Annotated in this window: 19 protein-coding genes and 3 pseudogenes; 8 read left to right on the top strand and 14 right to left on the bottom strand. The window is 68.7% G+C overall.

The genetic code is table 11. The features are described from left to right. The 3 genes and pseudogenes from ACIPW5_RS39140 to ACIPW5_RS39130 form a co-directional block, all read left to right on the top strand. Positions 1 to 252: pseudogene (locus ACIPW5_RS39140) on the top strand (hypothetical protein); the annotation flags it as partial. A gap of 701 nt (positions 253 to 953) precedes the next feature. Beyond that, positions 954 to 1214 carry a hypothetical protein gene (locus ACIPW5_RS39135; protein ID WP_401256069.1) on the top strand — a complete coding sequence of 87 codons (261 nt, stop codon included), beginning with the start codon at positions 954 to 956 and terminating at the stop codon, positions 1212 to 1214. Continuing rightward, on the top strand, positions 1211 to 2527 hold the full coding sequence (locus tag ACIPW5_RS39130; RefSeq protein ID WP_401256066.1) for a zeta toxin family protein: 1317 nt from the start codon (positions 1211 to 1213) through the stop codon (positions 2525 to 2527). The genes ACIPW5_RS39135 and ACIPW5_RS39130 overlap by 4 nt, the downstream gene beginning before the upstream one ends. 309 nt (positions 2528 to 2836) lie before the next feature. Here ACIPW5_RS39130 and ACIPW5_RS39125 read toward each other — a convergent pair. After that, positions 2837 to 2941: pseudogene (locus ACIPW5_RS39125) on the bottom strand (hypothetical protein); the annotation flags it as partial. A 647-nt stretch (positions 2942 to 3588) separates the two neighbouring features. Here ACIPW5_RS39125 and ACIPW5_RS39120 point away from each other — a divergent pair. Beyond that, the gene (locus ACIPW5_RS39120) at positions 3589 to 5190 is read left to right on the top strand and encodes an ISL3 family transposase (RefSeq protein ID WP_401256064.1); all 1602 of its coding nucleotides are present in this window, start codon (positions 3589 to 3591) and stop codon (positions 5188 to 5190) included. Between the two features lie 54 nt (positions 5191 to 5244). Here the strand turns inward: ACIPW5_RS39120 and ACIPW5_RS39115 are convergent, their stop codons facing one another. Beyond that, the gene (locus ACIPW5_RS39115; RefSeq protein ID WP_401256061.1) at positions 5245 to 5769 is read right to left on the bottom strand and encodes a hypothetical protein; all 525 of its coding nucleotides are present in this window, start codon (positions 5767 to 5769) and stop codon (positions 5245 to 5247) included. 237 nt (positions 5770 to 6006) lie between these two features. Between ACIPW5_RS39115 and ACIPW5_RS39110 the strand changes: the two genes are divergently transcribed. After that, complete coding sequence (locus tag ACIPW5_RS39110; protein WP_401256058.1) at positions 6007 to 6561, top strand: hypothetical protein; 555 nt, start codon at positions 6007 to 6009, stop codon at positions 6559 to 6561. Positions 6562 to 6643: 82 nt separating this feature from the next. Here the strand turns inward: ACIPW5_RS39110 and ACIPW5_RS39105 are convergent, their stop codons facing one another. Genes ACIPW5_RS39105 through ACIPW5_RS39065 form a run of 9 tightly spaced genes read right to left on the bottom strand, consistent with a single transcriptional unit; the run spans position 6644 to position 16326 of the window. Continuing rightward, on the bottom strand, positions 6644 to 7186 hold the full coding sequence (locus tag ACIPW5_RS39105; RefSeq protein WP_401256055.1) for a hypothetical protein: 543 nt from the start codon (positions 7184 to 7186) through the stop codon (positions 6644 to 6646). Then, positions 7183 to 8667 (bottom strand): type IV secretory system conjugative DNA transfer family protein, encoded by a 1485-nt coding sequence (locus ACIPW5_RS39100; protein ID WP_401256053.1) that lies wholly within the window; start codon positions 8665 to 8667, stop codon positions 7183 to 7185. Before ACIPW5_RS39100 ends, ACIPW5_RS39105 begins: the two co-directional genes overlap by 4 nt. Beyond that, a complete protein-coding gene (locus ACIPW5_RS39095) occupies positions 8654 to 8920 on the bottom strand; it encodes a hypothetical protein (RefSeq protein ID WP_401256051.1) in 267 nt (88 codons plus the stop codon). The genes ACIPW5_RS39100 and ACIPW5_RS39095 overlap by 14 nt, the downstream gene beginning before the upstream one ends. Further along, positions 8917 to 10422: a hypothetical protein gene (locus ACIPW5_RS39090; protein ID WP_401256048.1), complete on the bottom strand. Its 1506-nt coding sequence runs from the start codon at positions 10420 to 10422 to the stop codon at positions 8917 to 8919. The genes ACIPW5_RS39095 and ACIPW5_RS39090 overlap by 4 nt, the downstream gene beginning before the upstream one ends. Then, complete coding sequence (locus ACIPW5_RS39085) at positions 10419 to 11891, bottom strand: SCO6880 family protein (protein ID WP_401256045.1); 1473 nt, start codon at positions 11889 to 11891, stop codon at positions 10419 to 10421. The genes ACIPW5_RS39090 and ACIPW5_RS39085 overlap by 4 nt, the downstream gene beginning before the upstream one ends. A gap of 2 nt (positions 11892 to 11893) precedes the next feature. After that, positions 11894 to 13507 (bottom strand): hypothetical protein, encoded by a 1614-nt coding sequence (locus ACIPW5_RS39080; RefSeq protein WP_401256042.1) that lies wholly within the window; start codon positions 13505 to 13507, stop codon positions 11894 to 11896. After that, positions 13504 to 14415 (bottom strand): hypothetical protein, encoded by a 912-nt coding sequence (locus ACIPW5_RS39075; protein WP_401256040.1) that lies wholly within the window; start codon positions 14413 to 14415, stop codon positions 13504 to 13506. Before ACIPW5_RS39075 ends, ACIPW5_RS39080 begins: the two co-directional genes overlap by 4 nt. Positions 14416 to 14458: 43 nt before the next feature. Then, the gene (locus ACIPW5_RS39070) at positions 14459 to 14776 is read right to left on the bottom strand and encodes a hypothetical protein (protein WP_401256038.1); all 318 of its coding nucleotides are present in this window, start codon (positions 14774 to 14776) and stop codon (positions 14459 to 14461) included. 32 nt (positions 14777 to 14808) lie between these two features. Beyond that, entirely contained in the window at positions 14809 to 16326 is a 1518-nt protein-coding gene (locus ACIPW5_RS39065) for a hypothetical protein (protein ID WP_401256035.1), read from the bottom strand. 188 nt (positions 16327 to 16514) lie between these two features. Here ACIPW5_RS39065 and ACIPW5_RS39060 point away from each other — a divergent pair, with 188 nt between their 5' ends. Genes ACIPW5_RS39060 through ACIPW5_RS39050 form a run of 3 tightly spaced genes read left to right on the top strand, consistent with a single transcriptional unit; the run spans position 16515 to position 18669 of the window. Beyond that, positions 16515 to 17000 (top strand): helix-turn-helix domain-containing protein, encoded by a 486-nt coding sequence (locus ACIPW5_RS39060; protein WP_401256032.1) that lies wholly within the window; start codon positions 16515 to 16517, stop codon positions 16998 to 17000. Then, positions 17000 to 18049: an NlpC/P60 family protein gene (locus ACIPW5_RS39055; RefSeq protein ID WP_401256029.1), complete on the top strand. Its 1050-nt coding sequence runs from the start codon at positions 17000 to 17002 to the stop codon at positions 18047 to 18049. The genes ACIPW5_RS39060 and ACIPW5_RS39055 overlap by 1 nt, the downstream gene beginning before the upstream one ends. Beyond that, the gene (locus tag ACIPW5_RS39050; RefSeq protein ID WP_401256027.1) at positions 18046 to 18669 is read left to right on the top strand and encodes a hypothetical protein; all 624 of its coding nucleotides are present in this window, start codon (positions 18046 to 18048) and stop codon (positions 18667 to 18669) included. Before ACIPW5_RS39055 ends, ACIPW5_RS39050 begins: the two co-directional genes overlap by 4 nt. Positions 18670 to 19122: 453 nt before the next feature. Here the strand turns inward: ACIPW5_RS39050 and ACIPW5_RS39045 are convergent, their stop codons facing one another. The 3 genes and pseudogenes from ACIPW5_RS39045 to ACIPW5_RS39035 form a co-directional block, all read right to left on the bottom strand. Next, the gene (locus ACIPW5_RS39045) at positions 19123 to 19458 is read right to left on the bottom strand and encodes a DUF397 domain-containing protein (protein ID WP_401256024.1); all 336 of its coding nucleotides are present in this window, start codon (positions 19456 to 19458) and stop codon (positions 19123 to 19125) included. A gap of 50 nt (positions 19459 to 19508) precedes the next feature. After that, positions 19509 to 20348, bottom strand: a complete 840-nt coding sequence (locus ACIPW5_RS39040; protein WP_401256071.1) for a glycosyltransferase family 2 protein — start codon at positions 20346 to 20348, stop codon at positions 19509 to 19511. Positions 20349 to 20395: 47 nt separating this feature from the next. Beyond that, positions 20396 to 20755 (bottom strand): annotated as a pseudogene (locus ACIPW5_RS39035) (tetratricopeptide repeat protein); the annotation flags it as partial.

Raw genomic sequence — 20755 nt, 5'->3', positions numbered from 1 at the left:
GACGCCACGACCGGGGCCGCCCTGTGGCAGCTGCCGGACGAGAAGGCGGGCCGTATCGCCCCCAAGGTGACCACGGTGTGGCACGGGCGGGTCTACGCCAAGACGGCCGACGGCACGGTGGCCCTGGACTCCCGTACCGGAGCGGACATGCCCACGCCCCCGGGCATCGCCCCGGACCTCGTCAATGCCTTCACCGGCATCGCGATCTCCAAGTCCGGCGATGACGTGACGGCCTACCAGACCGCCAGCTGACCGACGCTGCGTACCCAGCTCCAAGCGTCAAACGTCGGGGCCGGGTACGCGGGCCCGCCGCAGGGTGGACTTCGCGTCCTGGACCGGCTTCTCCAGCATGGCCATGAGGTCGACGACCTCCCGAGGTCGAGGACGCTGGGGGGTCCTGCCGGTGTCGCCCCTGCTTTACGCCTTGGAGGCGGCATCCGGAACAGCTGCGCATCCTGTCAGGCCCCAGGCGGCAGAGTGCAACGCCACGTCATCCATTTTGCTATGACATGGATCACATAAGCGTCTCGTTCTGGCCTTACGTCTCGTCATACGGAGCGAAGACGTCGTGCTCGTGGGCGTCATTCCTCACGGGCCCGTCGTCGCCGCTTTGGGAAGAGTCGAGGCGGTGGGCCCGAAAAACAGCGGATCGCATGTGCACTGCGTCACCGCGACCGGGGACAGACGAGCGGATTCTCGCTTCCAGGGCTGGGCTGATCAGCCACATTCAAACTTCCCCGCCAGCTGTCTCCCCCGACTTTCCTTTGCTGACGTCGACTTCGCCGCGTGCCAAAGTGGATTGCACTGAACGCACGAGTCCTCCGGCAACCACGACTCTTCCCAAGTCACCAGCGGCGCCGGGCCTCGATGCCAACATCAACGAGGGATGACGCCCATGAACCAGCAGACCTTGCCGGCTCATCCCATCGACAGCGACAAGAAGGCGAAGACCCATGAATGCGCAGGCCCCGTACGAGCACCGGCCCACCGCCGTGGTGTACGACATCTTCACCGAGGCGTCCGTTCGGTTGATCGGTGAGTACACGCACCGATCCGATCAGGCAGCGACCGACGTCGACCGTGACCGGTGGTGGGCCAAGGCGATGGAGGTTCGAGACACCAAGCTTGCCGTTCCCGCCCACGACCGGGGGCAGCTGATCGAGTACATCGGCAAGTGGACGGCCGAGGCGGACCGGTTGGAGGCCGGCGAGTGACCGAGCCCAGCGACTTCTACCTCTCGGAGGACGAGCTCAGAGCCCGATTCGATCAGCGAGTGCGGGAACGGGTCTTCCGCGGTTTCGAGCCGCAGGACCGGCCCGTGCTCGTTCTGCTGGGCGGGCAGCCCGCAGCCGGCAAGAGCATGGCCATGGCCGCCACCCAGCAGCGACACGCCGGCGGCCACCTCGTTCCGTTGACCGGTGACGAGTTGCGCTCACTGCACCCCCGGCATGCCGAGCTTCGTCACCTTGACGCCCAGACCCGCGAGACCGCGACCGCGCAGGCATCGGGCGCATGGGTGCGTATGAGCATCGAGCACGCGAAGCGCGAGCGACACAGCCTAATTCTCGAAGGCGTCTTCAGGGACCCGGCCATGACGCTCCGGACGGGCCAGGAGTTCGCCGAGGCCGGCTACCGCGTCGAGATGGTCGCACTCGCCGTGCGCGAGGAGCGAAGCCGGCTCGATGCCGTTGACCGCTTTTTGGACGGAGGCCGCTGGACACCCACGGCACTCCAGGATCTCGCCTATGCCAAGGTGCCGGAGACCGTAGCCGCCGCCGAGGCCGATCCCGCGTTCAGCCGGATCACGATCACCAACCGAACCGGGGCCGATCTTTACACCAACGAGCGCGACGAGCAGTCGCGCGCGTGGATACATCCACCGGCCGCCGTGCGTGCGCTCGGCGACGAGCGGGCCCGAGCGTTCCCGGCCGAGGAGGCGGCCAGTTGGCTACCCATGTACCGCACGGTGATCGTGCAGATGGCCGCACGGTCGGAGGTGAACGACGCGAGCCGCCCCGTGTTGCAGCGCTTGGCGCACGATGCCGACACCGTGGCACTCATGACGGGGGCCGATCCCACGACTCCCGATCGCACCGCGCACGAGGCATCCAAACTCATCCTCGCGACGATGCGGGACCAGCCCCTCACCGGCGCGACGCTTCCCGCCCCACTCCGCTCCGAAAGCCAACTCGACCACACCCCCGACCCGACGGAGCGACAGCGCAGAGCCGCCCTCCCGCCGACCGTGCGCGCGCACGAGGACCGGACACGGCAGCAGTTCGCGAGCGAACGACACAGACACCACGAGCGCAACTCCTCCCCTGTCCCGGGCCCCTCACCAGCACCATCGACCACCTCCGCAGCGAAGCCGAAGGCCACCACTGCCGCACGAGAGCGATCACGAGGCGTGTCCGCGCGACTCGATAAGGCCTACGGACGCGACCCGCAGGGTGACACGACCCGGGACGAGGCGGCGCGGCGACGACGACAGCAACCGCCGCCACGGCATGACGGACCCCGTATCTGATACGAACACCCGCCCATGGTCGAGCAACCGCAAACCTAACGGGTCCCAGCCTCGCCCGAGGGTGGGACCCGTTAGGTTTGCGTGGGCCCAGAACAGGCGGCCGTGGTCCGCGGACGGATCGCTGTCTGCCAGCACGTGGTACACGATCTCCCCGAGACGCGCCGGATCGTGCTCGCCGATCCCGACGGCAGCGAGCACAGCCGCCCGTACCTCCCGTGCCGCCACCGCGGCCCCACGTCTGTTGGCCTTGCCGGTACGGCTCCGGTGTGTCACCCGATCCCGGCGAACCGCGTCTGCGAGGTTTTCGCTCTGGTTTCCCAGGCTCAGGCACTCGGGCCGGGTGCACCAACTGTGATCGCATCCGTGGCGGACCACCTGGCCGTCGAGGATGGACCCGTGATGTGCCTGCCACATCCAGCGCGAGGGCCGGACGACCGGCGACCGGCCGCCGCCCGACGAGGCCGCCCAGAACCGTCCGTACCCGTCATCGCTCAGTGCTCCGCAATACACCCAACATCGATCGGTGACCACGATCCGAGCACGGATGCGAGCCCACTCACTCAGGTAGGCGCGGGGCGGCAGGCCGACCGGCGGCCGCACGTGTTCGGGAACGGTGGCCACGTCGGTTGCCGTCGAGGTCTGTGCCTGCGCGGGAATGTCGGCACCCGCCACCGCGGCGCCCTCGGACGGCACCGATGCCGCTCTTGACGGCGAGTACGAGGCACGGGTGACGGCCGCACGTAGCGTGGTCGCGCTGAGCGGCTCGCATGGGCCGACTGCCGGCACGGCACCCTCTCCGAAACCGAGCTGATCACGGCAGCACAGCAGGCCGTCACCACAGCCGTGGCGATCGACCACGCTGGTGACCAGCAGGCCTGGCTTCGTAGGTGAGAACGGGGTTCTGGCACAGATCTTGGGGAGCGGTCGCGGAGCGTAACCTCCATGTTCGATTGCGAGGAGGTGGGCTCGCGTGAGACGGCGTACGCCTTGTTGTCATACAGCTGGAGGTGACGCCCCCTCAGGTTGTTGCCGCCCGCTGCTGTGGGCGGTTGCGGACGGTGATGGTGCTGGTCATGCAGGATGCACCGTTCTGGGAATCGCTGGTGTTCGACGGAATCGACGAGGTGGATGTCGAGGCGGTTACGGCCGTGTTCGGCACGGTCGAGGTGGTGGCGAGAGGCCGCGCGGCCGAGGCTGTATGCCCGGACTGCGGCCGCTGCTCAGATCGAGTCCACGACAGCTACCGGCGCCGGCTGAAGGACTTGCCGCTCGCTGAGCAGGGATTGGTGATCCGGCTGACGGTCCGGCGCTTCATCTGCGGGTCGGTGGACTGCCCGCGTCGGACGTTCGCCGAACCGTTCTCGCGACTGGCTGCCCCGTACGCACGGTTCACGACGCGGCTCAACCGCGCCTTGGAGCGGGTGGGGCTCGCGCTTGCCGGGCGGGCCGGCGCTCGGCTGGCTGCTCAGCTGGGCTACGGAGCAGGTCGGATGACCTTGTTACGGAGGGTCATGGCGTTGCCCGATCCGCAGTTCGCTACTCCGCGCGTGCTGGGTGTGGACGACTTCGCGATCCGTCGTGGCCAGACCTACTCCACCGTCTTGACCAGCGTCGAAGACCATCGCGTGGTCGACGTGCTCCCGACCCGCGAGGCCGGACCGCTGGCCGCCTGGCTGGTCCGTCACCCTGGCGTGGAGATCATCTGCCGGGACCGGGCGGGCGCCTATGCCGAGGGTGCCCGGCGCGGCGCCCCCGACGCTCTGCAGGTCGCCGACCGGTTCCATCTGCGGCAGGGCCTCGGCCGGGCCGTGGAGACCTGCGTTGCCGCCCACCGGGACTGCCTGCGCGACCCTTCGCCCAGCGGCATGTTGCCGGAGGCCACCCGTCTGACTTCCGGCCGACCGCAGGACGACCCAGCGCCCCTCGGCCGACGGGCCGAGCGGAAGAAGGCCGCGCACGCCGTGGTCCACGAGCTCCTTGCTCAAGGCCACTCACGCCGGGCGATCGCCCGGCACCTGGGCTGGGGCCTCAACACCGTGCTCAGATACTCGAACGCCGCACGCTGGCAGGACACCATCCGCGAGAACCGGCCCCGACCCAGCAGGCTGGACCCCTACAAGCGTTACCTGGAGCAACGCTTCGCCGAGGGATGCACCAGCGTCACCCGTCTCCACGGCGAACTCCTGGCCGACAACGCACCCGTCACCTACCAGATGGTCCGGAGCCACGTTGCCACCCTCCGCGGGGCTCCGGCCGGCGCGCCGCCCCGGCCCCTGACGGTGCGGCAGGTGACCGGATGGCTCACCAGACACCCCGCCACGCTGAGCGAAGACGACCGGGCCAGCCTGAAAGATGTTCTGGCACGCTGCCCCGAACTGGACACGCCCGCCGGACATGTCCGCGACTTCGGCGAAATGCTCACCGACCGCCTCGGCAACAGGCTCCCTGCCTGGATCGACGCAGTCGACACCAGCCAGCTGCCGGGTCTCACCGGCTTCGCGCTCCACATGCTCCGAGACCTCGACGCCGTGACGGCTGGCCTCACCCTGAACTGGAGCTCCGGCAGCATCGAGGGCGCCGTCAACCGCATCAAGAAGATCAAGCGGCAGCTCTACGGGCGAGCCGGATTCGAACTGCTTCGCAAGATGATCCTCCTCCAGTGACTCTCCGCGATCGCCACCCCAGACGTTGCGCCAGAGCAGCCTTCACCTCACTGGTCACAAGCGCGGCCCGACCGTGGGGTGCGCGACCAAGGCACAGGCTGCGATCTGCAGTTGCGCTTCCCACGCCGTCTTTTCCAGCCCCACCGTGTACTCGATGCAGCACGAGCATGGCGGGAGTAGCGCCAGGAATCCTTGCTCCTCAACAGTCTCGACCTGCATCTCCGACCACTCGTCCGATGCCAACTCGGCAAGATCCACCTCCCCGGCAGTGAATCGCGCGGCCAGCCTACGCAGCGCAAATCGCCGAGCCAGGTGACGACTGGGCAGAATCATCCCCAATTCTTCGAGAGCCTGCTCGAATGTGTCACGGATGTCCCGGGGGTCCGCATGACGCGACAGACCGGCGAGCTCGCACAGAGCCGGTGTGTCCATCCCCACTGCGAGTGCCAGGGCAGCGGTCATCGGCAGGTCTTCCGGACAGACCTGATCCGCCTGATACAGCCACGCTGCCTCCACGAAGGGCGGATACGCGCTGTGGACAGGGCTGCCGGGTCCGGATGTGTCCTCAATCGCTGCCATGTTCCTACGATGCCAGCACAGCTCGTAAGAACACCGGGAATTTGAGACTGCCCCGGCAAGCCACCCTGAGGGCTGACCCGTCTCCTGCCTCGCCCCGGTGACACTCCGCGACCGCTCCCCAAGATCTGTGCCAGAACCCGCTACTGACGTACAAAGCCACAGCAGGCCCGCGAGGCGGCAGCAGCCCTGCGGGAACACGCTGCGGAGCTCCGCGAGGATTCCTGTACCCGTGCCCTGATGGACGACGAGAAGCGGACGGCCGAGGCCCGCGAGCGGTCCGCCCACCGTGCAGCCGGCCCGCGCGCTCGACTGGAGCGCGCGTACGCCGACCGCACCGGCCCCGATGCCCTCCACGCCGAACACCGTCGCCCCGAAGCACCCGCACCCGACCCCCGACCGGGCCGCTCCCGGACCGACGAGCAGGGCAACCCCGCCGCGAGCACAGCCGAAACGGCCCGCCGCCGCCAGTCCGAGCCGCCAGCGAACGAGGCGCGCACCCGCACCACGGCACGGCTGGACGCGGCGTACGCGGACCGCACCGGGCCGGACGCCCTCCAGGCGGAACGTCGCCGGACGCCCGCACAGCCCGCCCGGCCGCAGCAGGCGCCCGACACCAGTACGGCGCCGCCCCAGCAGCAGGAACAGGCGCCGACGGCCAGGAAGCGGCGGAATGTCTCGGCGCGTCTGGACCAGGCGTACGACCGCGATCAGCGAGGCCAGCAGAACGACTTGAGGCCGGACCGCAGGCGCAAGCAGCCGCCGCCCCAGCGGCCGGACGGCCCGCGGATCTGATCCCGCAGAACCATCGCCCTGCCGCACACGCCGGTGGGCCGCCACCCCGAATCCGGGATGACGGCCCACCTTCAGACCGGGCTCAGCTGACCCGGTCGGCGTTCTTCCGACGTGCGATCTCCTGCTGTACCGCGGTCACGGTGTACTCCGACGGCACCTTGTGCTTGCCGATCTGGCAGTCCCGGCCCGATTCGCCGAGGGCGACCGCCATACGACGATGGAAGTCCTCAAGATCGGAATGCCACCGCCCCACGTAGGCAGCCGTCGATGGTTCGTAGGCGTCCAGGCGGCCGAATGCGAGCGCCGCCAGGTCGTGAGCCAGCCCGAGGTGACGGGGCCAGCAACCGGGGATCACCTGGGAGTCCTGCCAGCCGTAGGAGTGGTTGAGCCACATCACGACGTCATCGAGCCAGCCCATGACGGCCGGCCGCATCTCCTCATCCAGCATCGTCAGGTCCCACGGACGCACCACACGGTCCAGGGCCTCACCTGTGTGCGGATCGACACCGGGGGCAGGCCTTTCGCCGCCCTCGTCGTCGTTCTCCTCGTCGTCTTCCGCCGCCATCGCGGCAAGTCGTGCCTTGACGAGGTCAGGCAGAGGCGGCCATGGCCACATGTCTTTCACCGGCGATCACTTCCCTTGTCCAGGGCCACAAGACCGCCGTTGCGGGCGCTCCAGGCCGTCTCGTGCTCTTCCTGCAAGCGCCGCCGAGCCGTCGACAGCCGGCTGGCCGCCGTGTTCGCGTGCGCCCGGATCTGCGCCACTTCCGCAGCAATCTGCGGCCAGTCGGGATCCTCCGACAGCAGCGGCAGACGGGTGATGACGGGCGGCAAGCTTCCCGCCAGCAGCAGCGCATGCCCGTTGTCACGGTCCAGTCGGCCGATCTCCCAGCTGGGCATCACCGGCTCCAGATCCTCCGACACCGACCGGGTTCCCTGCTCACCACGGGCCCGCGAGGACGTCGAGGACGTTTTCAGGACCCGCCGCTTTCCGCACAGGGCCTCCATGTCCCGCAGGAAATCCGGATCCTTCACCCCGCCGAACACAAGCACGTTGTTCGTGAAGTCCGCGAGTTCGGCAGCGTTGTGGCGTCCGAACCGGGCCACCGCCGATGACCATCCCTGGACGAAGTACATGAGGGACAGCCCGCGGCCGCGCCCGTCCGCCACCCGCTGCCGCAGCGACGGCAACGGGGCGATGTTCGCGGCTTCGTCCAGCGCCGCGAGGAGCGGCGGATCCCATCTGCGGGCCGGCTTCAGGTTTGCGAGCTTCTCCGCCCGGTCGAGGATGTCCTCAGTGAGCGCGGTGACCAGCGGGGAAACGCTGCTGTGCGGAGAGTCCTTCCCCAGCAAGTACACCGACCCGTTGGCGTTTAGCAGGCTTTCCAGATCGGTGGCCTTGTCGGGGGATACATCGGTCGCGTCGATCACATCCTGATGGGCGAACGGCGCCAGCGCGGCCGCCAGCGTCGTCCGCGTGTTGCCCACCGTGCGGTCATCGCCGCGGATGACCGTCAGCAGGTCATCAGCCCAACCGGGCCCCGCCCCGGGGTGATGGTCGAGGATCGAGCGGGGGGCCGGGTCATCGAGCCGGCGAGCCCAGCGCAGGACATCCCGAAGCGACGCCCCGTCGAGAGCGGCCGCGTGCAGCAGACAGCGCAACAGCGTTGCCGCCTGCCCCCTGTAGAACTCCGCGCCCTCATCCGCGCTTTCGCCCGCCCGGGTGCCCGCGATGAACGCCTTAGCCCGCAGTTCCGCAACCTGGGTGTCCTGTGCCCCGTGCACTGGCGACAGCCTCAGCGGTTCCTGCCCGGGCACGACACCCTGAGGGTCGAAGGTCACCACCGGGCCGCGGCGCGCCCGCGCCATCGCCGTCAGCTCATAGACGTCCGGTTTGGTCGAGGTGTAGAGGCCGGGGCCCGGCGCGTTGCGGATCACCCGGGCCAGAAACCTGAACGTCTTCCCCGACCCCATAGGACCAATCACCCTCAGGGACTGGTCATAGGGCGAGTACAGCGGCATATCCACCTGTGGCCGTACCGGCTGGCCCAGGTAGTAGCCGAACTCCTCCGCCGCGAACTCTTTGGACGTGTCATCGACGGCCACGGAACAGGCCCTTCCTTTGCTTGGCCGCCGTCGCCGGGGCGACGGGCAGCGACGGCCGCACCTGCGGAGCCGCCCTTAGCAGAGCCTCTTGCGACAGGGAGGCCCGGACCTGGGCCCCGGAGGCGAAGCCGCCTGCCGGATCCACGGGCCGCGAGGCAGCCGGCGGGCGGCCCGGAGCGAGGGCCACCCGTACGTAGGCCGCCACCCCCGCGACGATCAGCAGGCCGAGGACTGCGCCCGCGTAGACGATCACGCGACCACCTCAGGCCGGGCGACATGGACACCGGTCATCGCTTCGTCCGTGTCCGTCAGCCACCGCTCCAGCTGGGTGCGGATGTGGCGGACCTTGCGGGGCGGCTCCGTACCGATTCGCAGGATGTGGACGCCCCGTTCAAGGCGGCCGAGCATGTCGAACACGCGTGGCGGCAGCCGGAACAGGTCTGTTACGGCCCGCGCGTCGTCGGCCCGCGACTGGCGGTAGACGTGGATGACGTCCGCCTCCCTGATCAGCGACATCGCGTCAGAGTCCTCCGGTACGTCCGAGACGTGGTGAATGACCGTCACGAACGACAGGCCGATGCCGCGGCCCCGCTTGGCCAGAGACCTCAGGATCGTGGCCACCGCCGTGGTACCGCGTGATTGCAGGCGAGTGGTGTGGTAGCCCTCTTCCAGCACAATGACCCGCTGACCGGGCTTCTTGGACCACACCGCGGCGAGGAAGGTGGAGACGAGCGCCATGACCAGGGCGAGCGCCGGCGATTCCTCAGGCAGCGCGGACGTATCGAACACCAACAGGGGTGCGTCCAGGTCCAGATCTGTACTGGTCTCCCGGTCCAGGAGGCCCGACAGGTCACCCGAAACGAACCGCTCCAGGTCGAGGGCCAGATCCAGGCCCCATTGGATGACGTGCGCCCTCGTTACGATCTTCTCGCCCTGAAGGTGGGGCCGAGGGATGGCGGAGTCGGCTGGATCGTAGAGCGCGCTGATTACGTCGTGGATCGTGCCCACCCGCGCGTTGGCCTGTGCCCGCTCCAGCGCCGTCGCGTGCGCCGTCCGCAGCGCGTAGTGCTCCCGCGATGTCAGCGGTCCGTGCGCGTGCTCCGCCACCATCAGCAAGAGCCGGTCCTGACCCACCCGGCTTGCGTCTTCCGCGTCCAGCGACGTGGTCGAGATGCGGGGGTCCAGCAGGTTGATGACGGTGCCGCCCGAGCGCGCGAACCGGACCACCGGCACCCCGCAGAGCTCTGCGGCCCGCTGGTACTCGCCCCGCCCCTGTTGGTCCTTCCGGTCGAACACAGCGACCTGACGGCCCAACCCAACCGGCCGCGTGACGTAGGTGGTTTTGGCCAACGCGGACTTACCCGACGAGATGTCGCCCAGGATCACCACGTTCGGGCTTGTGATCCTGCCCGCCCGGTACAGCTCATGGGGGTCCGTGGAGACCGGCTGACCGGTGGTCACGTCAATTCCCGTGATCGGGCCCGCCAGCGGCGGGTGTGTCGAGACGATCGCCGGGTTCAGCGCGCCCGCCTGCCGGCTCGACGTGAAGATCGTTTCCTGGTCCGCTTCATAGCGGCGCGCCATCTGAAGGAACTTACGTCGGGGGCGTTGCGGAGTCGGCGCCCACACCGGCCCCGGAACCTCATCCGGAACCTCATCCGGAACCTCATCCGGCACCTCCGACGGGAGCCCCTGCGGCGTGTCCGCGTCGGGGACCACGGGCGCCGGGCGCCGCTTGCGTTCGCGGATCCTCATGTGCGTACTCCTCGTGCCATCGGCAGCGTGGTGACCAGCGCTTTGTGATGCTGGTAGGTCTGCCAGTCCAGGCGGGTGACACCGCCGTTCTCCGCAGCGCCGACCACCCGCTTACGGGCGGCCGACAGCAGCGCCGGATCAGGTGCGGAGACCAGCACCCGCACCGCCGGATGCACGCCGCCGGTCACCGGCTGCATCAGGTCCTGAAGGGTCCGCCGCGCCGCCGTCATCGACGCTTCCGTCTCGCCGGTGGAAATCTGCTGCTTCTTGTCGGCGCCCCGCTTGGTGGCGACGTCGTACGTCAGCCCCATCCGGGCCATCTGCCGGGCCGGGAGCTTGGGCACCAACCGGAACTGCGACACAACGGTGCGGATCGTTGCCGGTGACACCTGCGTGACAAACGTCTCCATGAACCGGGCGTTCACCGCCTGAGACGGCCAGCCGTCGCGCGGCAGATGCGCCACCGCATGATACCAGTCGCGTGCCGTCCCCTCTACCCGCACCCAGTCCTTTGCCCGGTGGCGGACCTGGCCCCAGCCGTCGACCACGCTCCCGATGCCGGCGAGATCATCCATGTCGTGATCAGGGTCATGCAGGTGCCGGATGAGCGCGCCGAGACGGCGCGGGCCCAGCACGGCACGCAGCCGGTATCCGGCCGAGTCGACACGGCGCACGACATCGCCCACCAGGTCGAAGGTGTTCGCGCAGAGTTCGTCCAGGTCCATCGGGACCCCGACGGACGCCTGAAGTTGCGGCAGCGGGATCCGGATCGTCGCGAATGACCGGTATTCCTCCGAGGAGCCCGCCGCGAAACCGGCCAGCTCAGCCATCGACGCCCGCAGGCGCTCAGGCGCCGACGGCACCACCAGGCCCGCCATGTGGTCGCGGTACGCGTCCGGGTGCACCGGCAGGATCCGCGTGCACACGTCCAGCTGATCCACCGGAATCTCCGCACTGGCCAGGCCCCCGAGCAGCCGCTCAAAGCGCAGGCCCGCCGTGTCGACCTGCGACGCCGGCAGCAGCCCGTCACCCGCGCCCTGAATCTCGAACGTCGCGGTCAGGTGCCCGGTGCTCCAGGTCCCGCGCCGGTGATCCTTGTGGTGCACGATCGCCATCGGAGCCTTACGGGCCACCGGCGGAGCGTACGCAAGTACGCGGATCTCCCCGACCTCCCGCGGCAGGCTTTCGCCGGGGACGAAGTCGGGTGCTTTGTCGGTCGAGGGCCGGAATGCGGCGCGGTCGAACACCGACCCCGCCCAGGACTCACCCATCACCGTGCGGCGGCGGATCGCCGCCGTGGCGACGAGCCCCAGCACGACGCCGCCCAGCAGCGCCCACCCCGAGCGGGTGACCATCATGACCGTCAGCCACACTCCGAGGCCCACGATGATGACGATGACCTGGGCCCGGCCCACGCCGTTGAACAGCGTCCGTCGGCGGGTCTCACCGCCCAGGACATAGGTGCGCATGCTCACCGCTCGTCACCCCCATCGTCGTTCGTGTTCTCCTGCGTCGTGTCCCGCCCGCGCGACTCGGCAGCCGTGGTTTCGTCCTTGAGCACGACTGCGCCACCCTCCACGGCCCCGCCGCCCGGACCGCCGCGGACCGTGCCGCCGCCCGCCGCGTCCTCAGGCGACCCCGGTTCCGGCGCAACATCGCGCACAGTGCCGTCCTGCGGGTCCCCGCTCCCCGGCGTCTCCTCGCCGTTGCCGGCGCCGCGGCCCGGGTCCGTGTCGGTCTCGGAGGCGATATGGGCGTCCCCGCTCACATCGTCGCCCTGGTCGTCGTCGGCGTGGCCCGGTGCGGACTTGTCAACGCTCCCGTCATCACCCTCGGAATCCATGCCGCCTCCCTCGGAATCCGCATCGTCGACGCCGTCGGAGTCACCGTGCCCGCCGCCCCCGTCGTATTCGCCGTCCGTCTGATGGAACTCCTTGTCCCTCCCGGAACCCGCCGAGGGACTTCCTTCGGTAGGTGAGGGCACGAGCCCCCGTACACCTGCGTCCATCGGACTGGCACCGTCCCCCGTCACCAAAGACATCAGCCACATGGCCACGAGCGGAAAAGCGTCGATCATCAGGAATGAGATAAGGAGGAAGAGCAGCAGTGAGAACCCGGAATTCTGTGCATGGTCCCCGCCGATCATGTCCTTAAATGCCGCCCATACCGTCCAGAAGAAGAAGAAGACGAAGACGGGTAGGAACATGAGGGTGCAGATCAGGGCCGAGACCTTGCGCAGAACGTGGCTCCACGGCGGGTAGACGGCCGCTACCAGGGCAAACGGCACCAGAAGCCCGGCGAGCATCAGACCCCACTGCGAAACTGCGATCTCGACCAGCAGAATCAGCGAGGCCAGGAAGATGAAAACCATCATGGCGATGGCTACGAACACCCCGCCGAACCGGCCCCAGTCGCCGGCGGAATCCTTAAGCTGTGTCATCATCTCGCCGACGGCGCCGTGCCCGTCTTTCATCGCCTCAGTCGAGAACGATTTTGTCAGCGACATTGCGAGTTGTTGCAGCGAATACAGAAACCCGGGCGCTATGGCGATGGCAGGGAAAACAAAGATGAGGCGGAAGCCTGATTTGCGCAGCAGCTCCACACCCGATACCGAACCGTCGGCCGAGCCGATCCGTGCGGTAATCAGAACCATCATGAAGGCCAGCACGATCAGTGCCAGACCGAAGGAAACCGCATACTGCTTCTGCCACCACGGCTGTGAATAGGCGGGAGTCGAAAGCTTTTCAGCCGTCGAGTCAACGAAGGCGAGAAGGAATGTCACGGCTTCGGCCGTGCTCTTTGCCCAGTCGTCCAGGAATGAGCCCGAGGCGACCGAGGAAATTGCCTTTCGCGTTTCGTCGGCGCTGACCCAGATGTCTCCCATTCCCTTCACGCCGGGAATCAGGTTCCCGACGTCGCAGGCGATGCCCGAGAAACCGCCCATCTTGTCGCACGGGTCCTTCGGGGGCGGCGCCGCCACGGCCGGCGCGGCCATCACGGTCAACGTGATGATCCCCGCCAGGCCGCCGAAGGCCAGGCGCGGGCGGGCAGCCATCACCGCGCCCAGACGGGAGAGACTGGTCACTTGTAGGCCTCTTCCATCTCTGCCGGGCGTACTGCTGTGGCGTCCGCGAAGAGGCGCCACCCGGTCCCCAGGGGCTGGAGCAGGGAAGCCCGCTCCGTATAGGACGTCACAGGCTGGCCCGAATCCCTCGGGTTCGGCGGATCCTGGTACGTGCCCGAGCCGGTCGAGGTAATCCGCCAGTCGTCATTGGTCCAGCTCAGGGCGAACTGCGCAATCCTCCACGAGTTCTCCAGCCCGCCCGGCTTGTTGGGGTCGATCAGCCCCGTGATGCACGGAAACCAGACCGTGACCGTCGCGTCTGCCGGGGTGTAGGACTCCAGCTTGTAGGCGCCGAGCTCCGGGTGGCACAGCGAGGTGTACCGGCGGTCGCCTCCCGCGTTGGTCAGCGCCCCCGCATCATCGAGGCCGCGCGAGGACCGCCACCGGTTGCCGCTCTCCTCGAAGTCGGCGAGCGGCGTGGTGGCGTAGATGTCCTTCTGGTAGCGGTCCCGGTCGGCCCGCTGCATGCGGTACATGTCGAGGGAGCGGGCGGCCAGGACTCCCGCCGCCTCCACGGCACCGTCCTGTGTCCGAGGGAATCCGCGCGGCAGGCCCGCCACCGTGCGGCTGGAGAGCCTCCCGGCCGCCGAGGCGGTGCCCCGCGGCAGGCCCGGGGCGTCGGAGGCCTGGTTCGCCCCGGCGGTACCTGCCGACGGCGTCGGCCCAGCGGCCGCGTTCTTCCCCGAGTCACCCGGGCCGTCCTGGCCCGGCGTCAGGATCAGCGCGCCGGCCAGGGCCAGCACGCCCGCGCCCACCGCCCCGAGCAGCAGCAGGTTCTTGCGCCTGGCTGTGGCCGGGCGCCTGCCCTGTGGCGCCTGCCGCCCGGAGGAGTTGCCGCCTCCCGGCTCCCAGTCAATCCGCACATTCATCGTGGTGCCCCCCTCTCGTGTGGCGTCAGGTCCGTAACAGCACTTAGGCGGCGACCAGAACGCCGTAGATGACCGGCAGTGCCGTCAGACCGATCGTGGCGGCCGCCGCCTTGAGAGTGTCCGCTTTCGCTTCGTCCAAGCTGTCGCCGTAACCGCCCTTCTTCGCCTGGCTCAGCCGGGCAACGGACACGACCAGGTTGTACGCGGTATAGACGAAGCCGATAGCCCAGGCCAGCCCCAGGAACATGCCGACTTTGGTTTTAAGGATGTTGTCGAACGGCCCCCAACTGGGGTTCACACCGTCAAACGGGTTGAATGCCAGCGTTTCGGTAGCCGCCAGATGCAGGTGATACAGCGTCATGGGCATTTCCGTTTCTTTGATAGCAGGAAGTTTCAGCGGGTCAGGTCAGGGAGTTCAGTGAGCGCCTCAGCCATCGCCGCGCAAGCGAAAAGCCAGGCATTGTGTGTCGCGGGTGACAGCCGGTCGTAGTTGACCACCCCGCCGCTCACCAGCGCCGCGTCATAGGGGATGGGCAGCACGGCCCTTGTCCGCGCGCCGAACATGTTGATCATCATGGCCCGCATGCTTTCGTCCACGCTGGGAGCCGGAGCGGTCAGGAGCGTAAGCGTGCGCTCCTTGAGCCGGCCGGGCCCAAACACGCTCTTCTCCAGCGCATCGAGCATCCACAGCGCCGAGGACGCCGAGTCCTCCCGCACCGTCGTGGTCACCACCAGGAGGTCAGCCCGCCGTACAGCCTCCAGCCAGTTCGGCGCCCTCATGTTGTTGCCGGTGTCGATCAACACCAGCCGGTAGAAACGCTCGAACAGCCGGTGCAGCCGGGCAACTTCGCGGGCGTCGATGTGCCCTGTGACCTCAGGACGTTCATCCGAAGCCAACACATCGAAGTGCGCACCGCCCTGCCCGCGCAGGTAGAGCCCGAGATCTCCTATCCGGGCCGTGGCCGAGTGCTCGAACAAGTCGATGTTGTCGAGCAGCTCGCGCGCGGTGTTCCAGTGGCCGGCGGAACGGGCCCGGGCCCCGAGCGTTCCCCTCGTCTCGTTGTTGTCCCAGGCCACCACGCCGCCACCCCGCAGGGTCCCGAAGGTCTTGCCCGCCATCAGAGTGGACGTCGTTGTGGTCGCGCCGCCCTTGGGATTGACGAAAACGATCGTTTTCGGCCCTGCCAACGAACTCTGGACACCGGCCACGGCCGCCCGGTGGGCCGCTTCCGCCTGCCCCATCGCGGGGGCCACCAGGCCGCCCGAGACCCGCCGCAGCAGACCCCGCCACCCCCATTCCGCAGGAGCCGCGGGAGCCTGCGCGCTCGCCGCTTCCTGGAAAGCACGGAACCCGGTCTCCCCGGCACCGGCAGCGGGACCGGACGGGTAGGGCTCCGGGAGCCGCGAGCCCGGCACCGGCGGAGGCAGCACAGGTTCACCACCGCCAGCGACCAGCGCGGGACCGGCCATCCTCGGATCGGGCACCGGCGCGGGACTGTAGAGACCCCCGGCATCCGCGAAAGGGGTGTACTCGTGGACGGGCGGCGCAGGCGGGGCCGCTGGCGCGGGAGCCGCCAAGGAGTAGTCACCCTCCCTCGGCTCTTCCCTCCTTGCCCGCATGGTCTCTGCGACCTGGGCTTGCACCGGGCCCGGAAGCTGCGGCACAGGCGTGGCCGACGCGCGCTCTTCTTCCTGAGGGGCGTCCGGTTCCGCCGCCGGCTCGGGCACGGCCGCCTCTATGTCCCCGGCCGCGGTGGCCTCTTCCACGGCTTCAGCTGAGGCGCCCTCCCCTGCCGGCGGCTGCACCCGAGCCGGAGGCAGGACCGGCGGGGCCGTGACGCGCTGTGTCGTGGCGGCACGCACCCGGAAAGCGTCGCCGGTCAGCGGCAGCTCATCCGCATCGTCGGTCACAAAACCCCCTTGGTGGCTGTGCGTGTGAAGGCACACAGTGTGTGAACGGCAGTTGTGCCCTGAGGTGTTGGCGGCGGCAGAGACCCGGGCCAGGCGAACCAGCAGGCAGCACAGCCTACTGTCACGATGGCTAATCTAAGACCGCTCGTTTGCGACTGCCATTGTAGAGCAGCCCAGTGACATCTACCATGCCTTTCATGACACAGGAGGCAGTGATCATCCGGCACCATGTCCCGGTGACCAGAAGCGCGTTGACCACATTCGACCGGGCGCGATTCAAGCAGTGCTGCGGGGCCCGGAGTGTGACGATGCGGCAGGTTTCGATTGCATCCGGAATCCCTTACTCCGCTATTCGCAGCTACAGCACCGGCGCCGCCAACCCGACCCCCGCGCGCCTGGCCGCACTCGCCCGCGTGCTGGAGGTGCCCACCACCGACCTGGCCCCGCTCAGCAAAGCCCCCACCCTCCACGAACTGCGGTGGCACTCGGGCCTGACGGTGGCCGAGCTCGCCGCGCGCGTCGGCTACAGCGAGAGCCACACCGCATCCGTGCTCGCCGGAGTCAGCCCCATCACGGACCCCGGCCGCTGGTGCCCCGTGCTGGAGGTCACCGCCCCCGCCCTGCGCCGGGCATGGGAGAGCACCCGCGCCCAGCAGCTTGCCGGGGGGCTGTGATGGGGGCCGCCAGCAAGATCGCTTTAGGCGCCACCGGTTTGGTGCTCCTCGCGCCCTTCGTGCTGATCGCCGGATCCGGCGGTACGGACACCGTCGCTATGGACAACCTTGGCGGAGAGCTCGACGCCAAGAAGGTGCCGCCCGAGTACCTGCCCTGGGTGAACAAGGCCGGCCGCATGTGCCCGATCATCACGCCGCCGGTGATCGCCGCGCAGATCGAGACCGAGAGCGGCTGGCGGCCCGGCGTCTCCTCGTACGACAGCAACGGCAACATCATCGCCTCAGGCATCTCCCAGTTCATCCCCAGCACCTGGGCCGCCTACGGCGTCGACGTCGCCAGCAAGAACGGCGCAGCAGTGCCCGACGGAGTTGCCGACGTGTTCACGCCCGGGGACGCCATCACCACCCAGGGCATCTACGACTGCGCCATCGCGAAGGACATCGAGGCACTGATCAAGAGCGGCAAGGTACAGGGAGACCCCCTTTCCCTCACCCTTGCCGGATACAACGCGGGGACATTCGCCGTGGAGAAAGCCGGACGCGTACCGGATATCCCCGAAACCCAGGGATATGTACGCAGCATCCTGGACCTGATACCGCAATACACCGCCGCCGCCTCAATCGACCAGAATTCACCCTTCGGGCAGCGCATCGTTGCCCAGGCCCGCCGCTATCTCGGCACCCCCTACAGCTGGGGCGGCGGAACCGTGGAAGGGCCCGGATACGGGTTCGCCCAGGGCGCCAACACCAAGGGATTTGACTGTTCTTCCCTGGTCCAGTTCGCCGTGTATCAGGCATCCGGAGGAAAGATCATGCTTCCCCGGACCTCGCAGATTCAGGCCACGGAAGGCAAGGAAATCCCCCGCGATCAGATCCGGGTGGGCGACGCCATCGCATTCAACCTCCACGGCGAATACGACCACATCGGAATCTACGTCGGAAACGGCCGCATGATTCACGCGCCGAAAACCGGAGACGTGATCAAAGAGGTGGACCTTTCCGACCCTTACTACAGTTCGAAGCAGCAGACCATCAGGAGGTACGGATGACCCGCGCCCGTGCGGCAGCGGCCACGGTCGCACTCGTACTCGCACCGGTACTCGCCGCTTGCGGGACCACCCCCACCGACCCGAAGGCGCCGCCCCCCTCGAAGGCCGCCGGCCCCGCCCCGGCGCCCTCGTACACCCAGGCCCCGCCACTACCGCCCGGCAAGGGCGGTACCCCCCGCGGCCCGGGTCTTCCCGACCCGAGCCGAATCGACCAGCGCGACGCCGACGCAGTCGGCCGAGCCGCCCTCACCATCATGTGGACGATCGACACCACGATCGACGTCAGCCAGCACGACGCCACCCTTAGATCCCTGCCGCTGGTCACCCCCCAGTACGCCGAGCAGATCAAGGGCACCCCGCCCCGCTCCGCCCCCGGCGCCGACTGGGCCGAATGGGCCGCCCACCACGCCTACACCACCGTCCAGCTCCAGGCCGCCGACGACGCCGGCCGCCCCGCGGACACCACCACCGAGGCCTACCGCACGTGGATCGTGACCGCCACACCCCACGGCGACCCCGCGAGCTGGACCGGCAAACCCCAGACCGTCACCGTCTTCACCCACCTCACCCGCCCCGATGCCGCCCAGCCCTGGAGAGTCGAAGCCGTCCGCACCTACTGACCCACGCCAACGGGCGGCAAGAGAGTCCAGGACTCCCCTGCCGCCCGTTGCCGTAGTCGCGGTATCAGGCCCGCGCCCGCCCCGTACGCACCGCCGCCGTCCACCGGTCGACGTACACCACATCCGTACGGCCCCGGTCGAGGACGTTCAACGACGCCGCCACAACTGACCGGTGGGGAGCGCGACCCCAGCACGGCCCGCCGCTGGCTCGTCGACTTCCGCGCCGAGCTCGCACGCATCACTGCCGCCGCACTTCCCGCTCAGCAGGATGCACACAACCGCACAGACGATAGTGCCGAGTCGCTCGTCTCTGCGTGACAGATGCACCGTGATGCACAACGGTCCCCGGGCCACGGGCCGGGCTGTTGAGCTCGCCGGCACTGTTCTGACATACGTCGGAGGGGCCCCGACTTGAGTCGGGACCCCTCCGGAGTTCTCGCACGTTTCTACTCGCTATAGGGCGTCCGCCTTCAGGGCGTCCGTCAGCGCGGCGAAGGCCGCCGGCTGCATCACGAGGACCGCCCCCTGTGGGCGCTTCGAGTCCCGGAGGCCTACCCACGCTCCATCCGCGGCCACCTCCACGCACTCGTTGTTGACGGCGCTGTAGCTACTGGTCCTCCACGGGGCGGCCGCGAGTTCAGCTGCGGTGGGGGCGCTCTGGAGGGTCATCGGGTGTACTCCTGTCATGCGGACGCCGCCGACGGCGGTGCGGGTGTAGACGAGGCCGTCGTCACCCTCGCGGGCTTCCAACCCTGGGATGCCGGTAGCTGTCCACTCACCTGCGCTCATGCCTCCATCATGCCGGGAATGGCCGGGGCTCCGCGCCCGCCACGGGCAGTTCAGATCACGGGGGGTCGGCCGAGGCGGGTCATCCGCCACACGGTCCGCCACCGTATCGGCCGCCGCGGCGGGCACGGTGTCCGTACGCCTTCGAAGAACCCCGCCCACCAGGCAGTCAGCCCGGACAGCGGAGGCCGCTGGGCGAGCGTGTACGCGGCCCACGTCGCGAGGTAGATCGGGACCAGGGGGGCGGGCAGGTGCCTCGTGGCGAGCCAGACCCGGTTGCGTCCGGTGTTGCGGTAGTAGACCGCGTGCCGGGAGGCTTCGGTGCGGGGGTGCTGCAACACCATGTCGGCCCGGTAGTCGATGTCCCAGCCGGCGTCCAGGGCCCGCCAGGCGAAGTCGGTTTCCTCGTGGGCGTAGAAGAACTGGGTGGGGAAGTCGCCGACCTGGTCGATCACGGTCATTCGGATGGCGTGGCCGCCGCCGAGGAACGTCGTCACCGGCCCGGACACCAGCGGGTTCTTTCCACCGAGCCGGGGGACGTGCCGACGCTGGCTGGCCCCGGTCTCGTCCGCGATCCGGAACCCGACCACGCCCAGCCTGGGGTTGGCGGTGAACGCTTCCCGGACCAGGTCCAGGGTGTCTTTGTGGGGCAACAGTCCGTCGTCGTCCAGGACCACGACGACGTCGACGCCGCCGTTCTCACGCAGCCATCGAACGCCCGCGTTCCGGCCGCCGGGGATCCCCAGGTTCTCGGGCAGCTCCACCCTGGCCACGCTGTCCGGCAGGGCGGGCAGGGGGACGCCCTGGTCGAGGACCACGACGGTCGTTGGGTCGCCGTCTTGGGCGGCGACCGAGTCGAGGAGGGCCCGCAGCTCGGTGGGCCGGTCGCCCATGGTCAGCACCACGACCCCCCGTGTCGGCGTCGTACGGTTCGTGCTGGTCACGCGTTGCCTTTCAGTAGTTCGGTGGCGCGCTGGTCCAGGACGGCGGCCCCGGTCACGCCGCGCTTGCGGTAGCCGGCCGCCGCCGACTTGATCGTCTTCACGGCCTGGCGGTTGCGGTCCGAGATGACGCCGCCCATGAAGTTCAGGGAGCGGGTCCACAGTCCTACGGCTTCCTCATGCCGGTGCTGGGCGGCTACCGCTGTCCCCAGGGTCGCCAGGGTCAGCCCGTGCTTGAGCTGGTACGTGCCCGGGGTGCGGCCCGCTAGGCCCTGTTTTGAAAGTCGGCTCCGTTCCTCGTCCCGCATCGTGATGATCTTGATGTGGGACGAGGGGATCTTTCTGACGAGCAGTGGTCG

Origin of the sequence: Streptomyces sp. NPDC090077 (genome assembly GCF_044747545.1) — a bacterium.
Classification (GTDB): domain Bacteria; phylum Actinomycetota; class Actinomycetes; order Streptomycetales; family Streptomycetaceae; genus Streptomyces.
Note: the sequence above shows the minus strand (reverse complement) of the source record. Positions and strands in the feature narration are given on the sequence as shown.

Coding starts and splice junctions, on each gene's coding strand:
- ACIPW5_RS39135 (WP_401256069.1), top strand. CDS start 954: ATGAATGCGCAGGCCCCGTACGAGCACCGGCCCACCGCCGTGGTGTAC.
- ACIPW5_RS39120 (WP_401256064.1), top strand. CDS start 3,589: ATGGTGCTGGTCATGCAGGATGCACCGTTCTGGGAATCGCTGGTGTTC.
- ACIPW5_RS39115 (WP_401256061.1), bottom strand. CDS start 5,769: ATGGCAGCGATTGAGGACACATCCGGACCCGGCAGCCCTGTCCACAGC.
- ACIPW5_RS39110 (WP_401256058.1), top strand. CDS start 6,007: ATGGACGACGAGAAGCGGACGGCCGAGGCCCGCGAGCGGTCCGCCCAC.
- ACIPW5_RS39090 (WP_401256048.1), bottom strand. CDS start 10,422: ATGAGGATCCGCGAACGCAAGCGGCGCCCGGCGCCCGTGGTCCCCGAC.
- ACIPW5_RS39085 (WP_401256045.1), bottom strand. CDS start 11,891: ATGCGCACCTATGTCCTGGGCGGTGAGACCCGCCGACGGACGCTGTTC.
- ACIPW5_RS39075 (WP_401256040.1), bottom strand. CDS start 14,415: ATGAATGTGCGGATTGACTGGGAGCCGGGAGGCGGCAACTCCTCCGGG.
- ACIPW5_RS39070 (WP_401256038.1), bottom strand. CDS start 14,776: ATGACGCTGTATCACCTGCATCTGGCGGCTACCGAAACGCTGGCATTC.
- ACIPW5_RS39060 (WP_401256032.1), top strand. CDS start 16,515: ATGCCTTTCATGACACAGGAGGCAGTGATCATCCGGCACCATGTCCCG.
- ACIPW5_RS39055 (WP_401256029.1), top strand. CDS start 17,000: ATGGGGGCCGCCAGCAAGATCGCTTTAGGCGCCACCGGTTTGGTGCTC.
- ACIPW5_RS39050 (WP_401256027.1), top strand. CDS start 18,046: ATGACCCGCGCCCGTGCGGCAGCGGCCACGGTCGCACTCGTACTCGCA.
- ACIPW5_RS39045 (WP_401256024.1), bottom strand. CDS start 19,458: ATGAGCGCAGGTGAGTGGACAGCTACCGGCATCCCAGGGTTGGAAGCC.
- ACIPW5_RS39040 (WP_401256071.1), bottom strand. CDS start 20,348: ATGGGCGACCGGCCCACCGAGCTGCGGGCCCTCCTCGACTCGGTCGCC.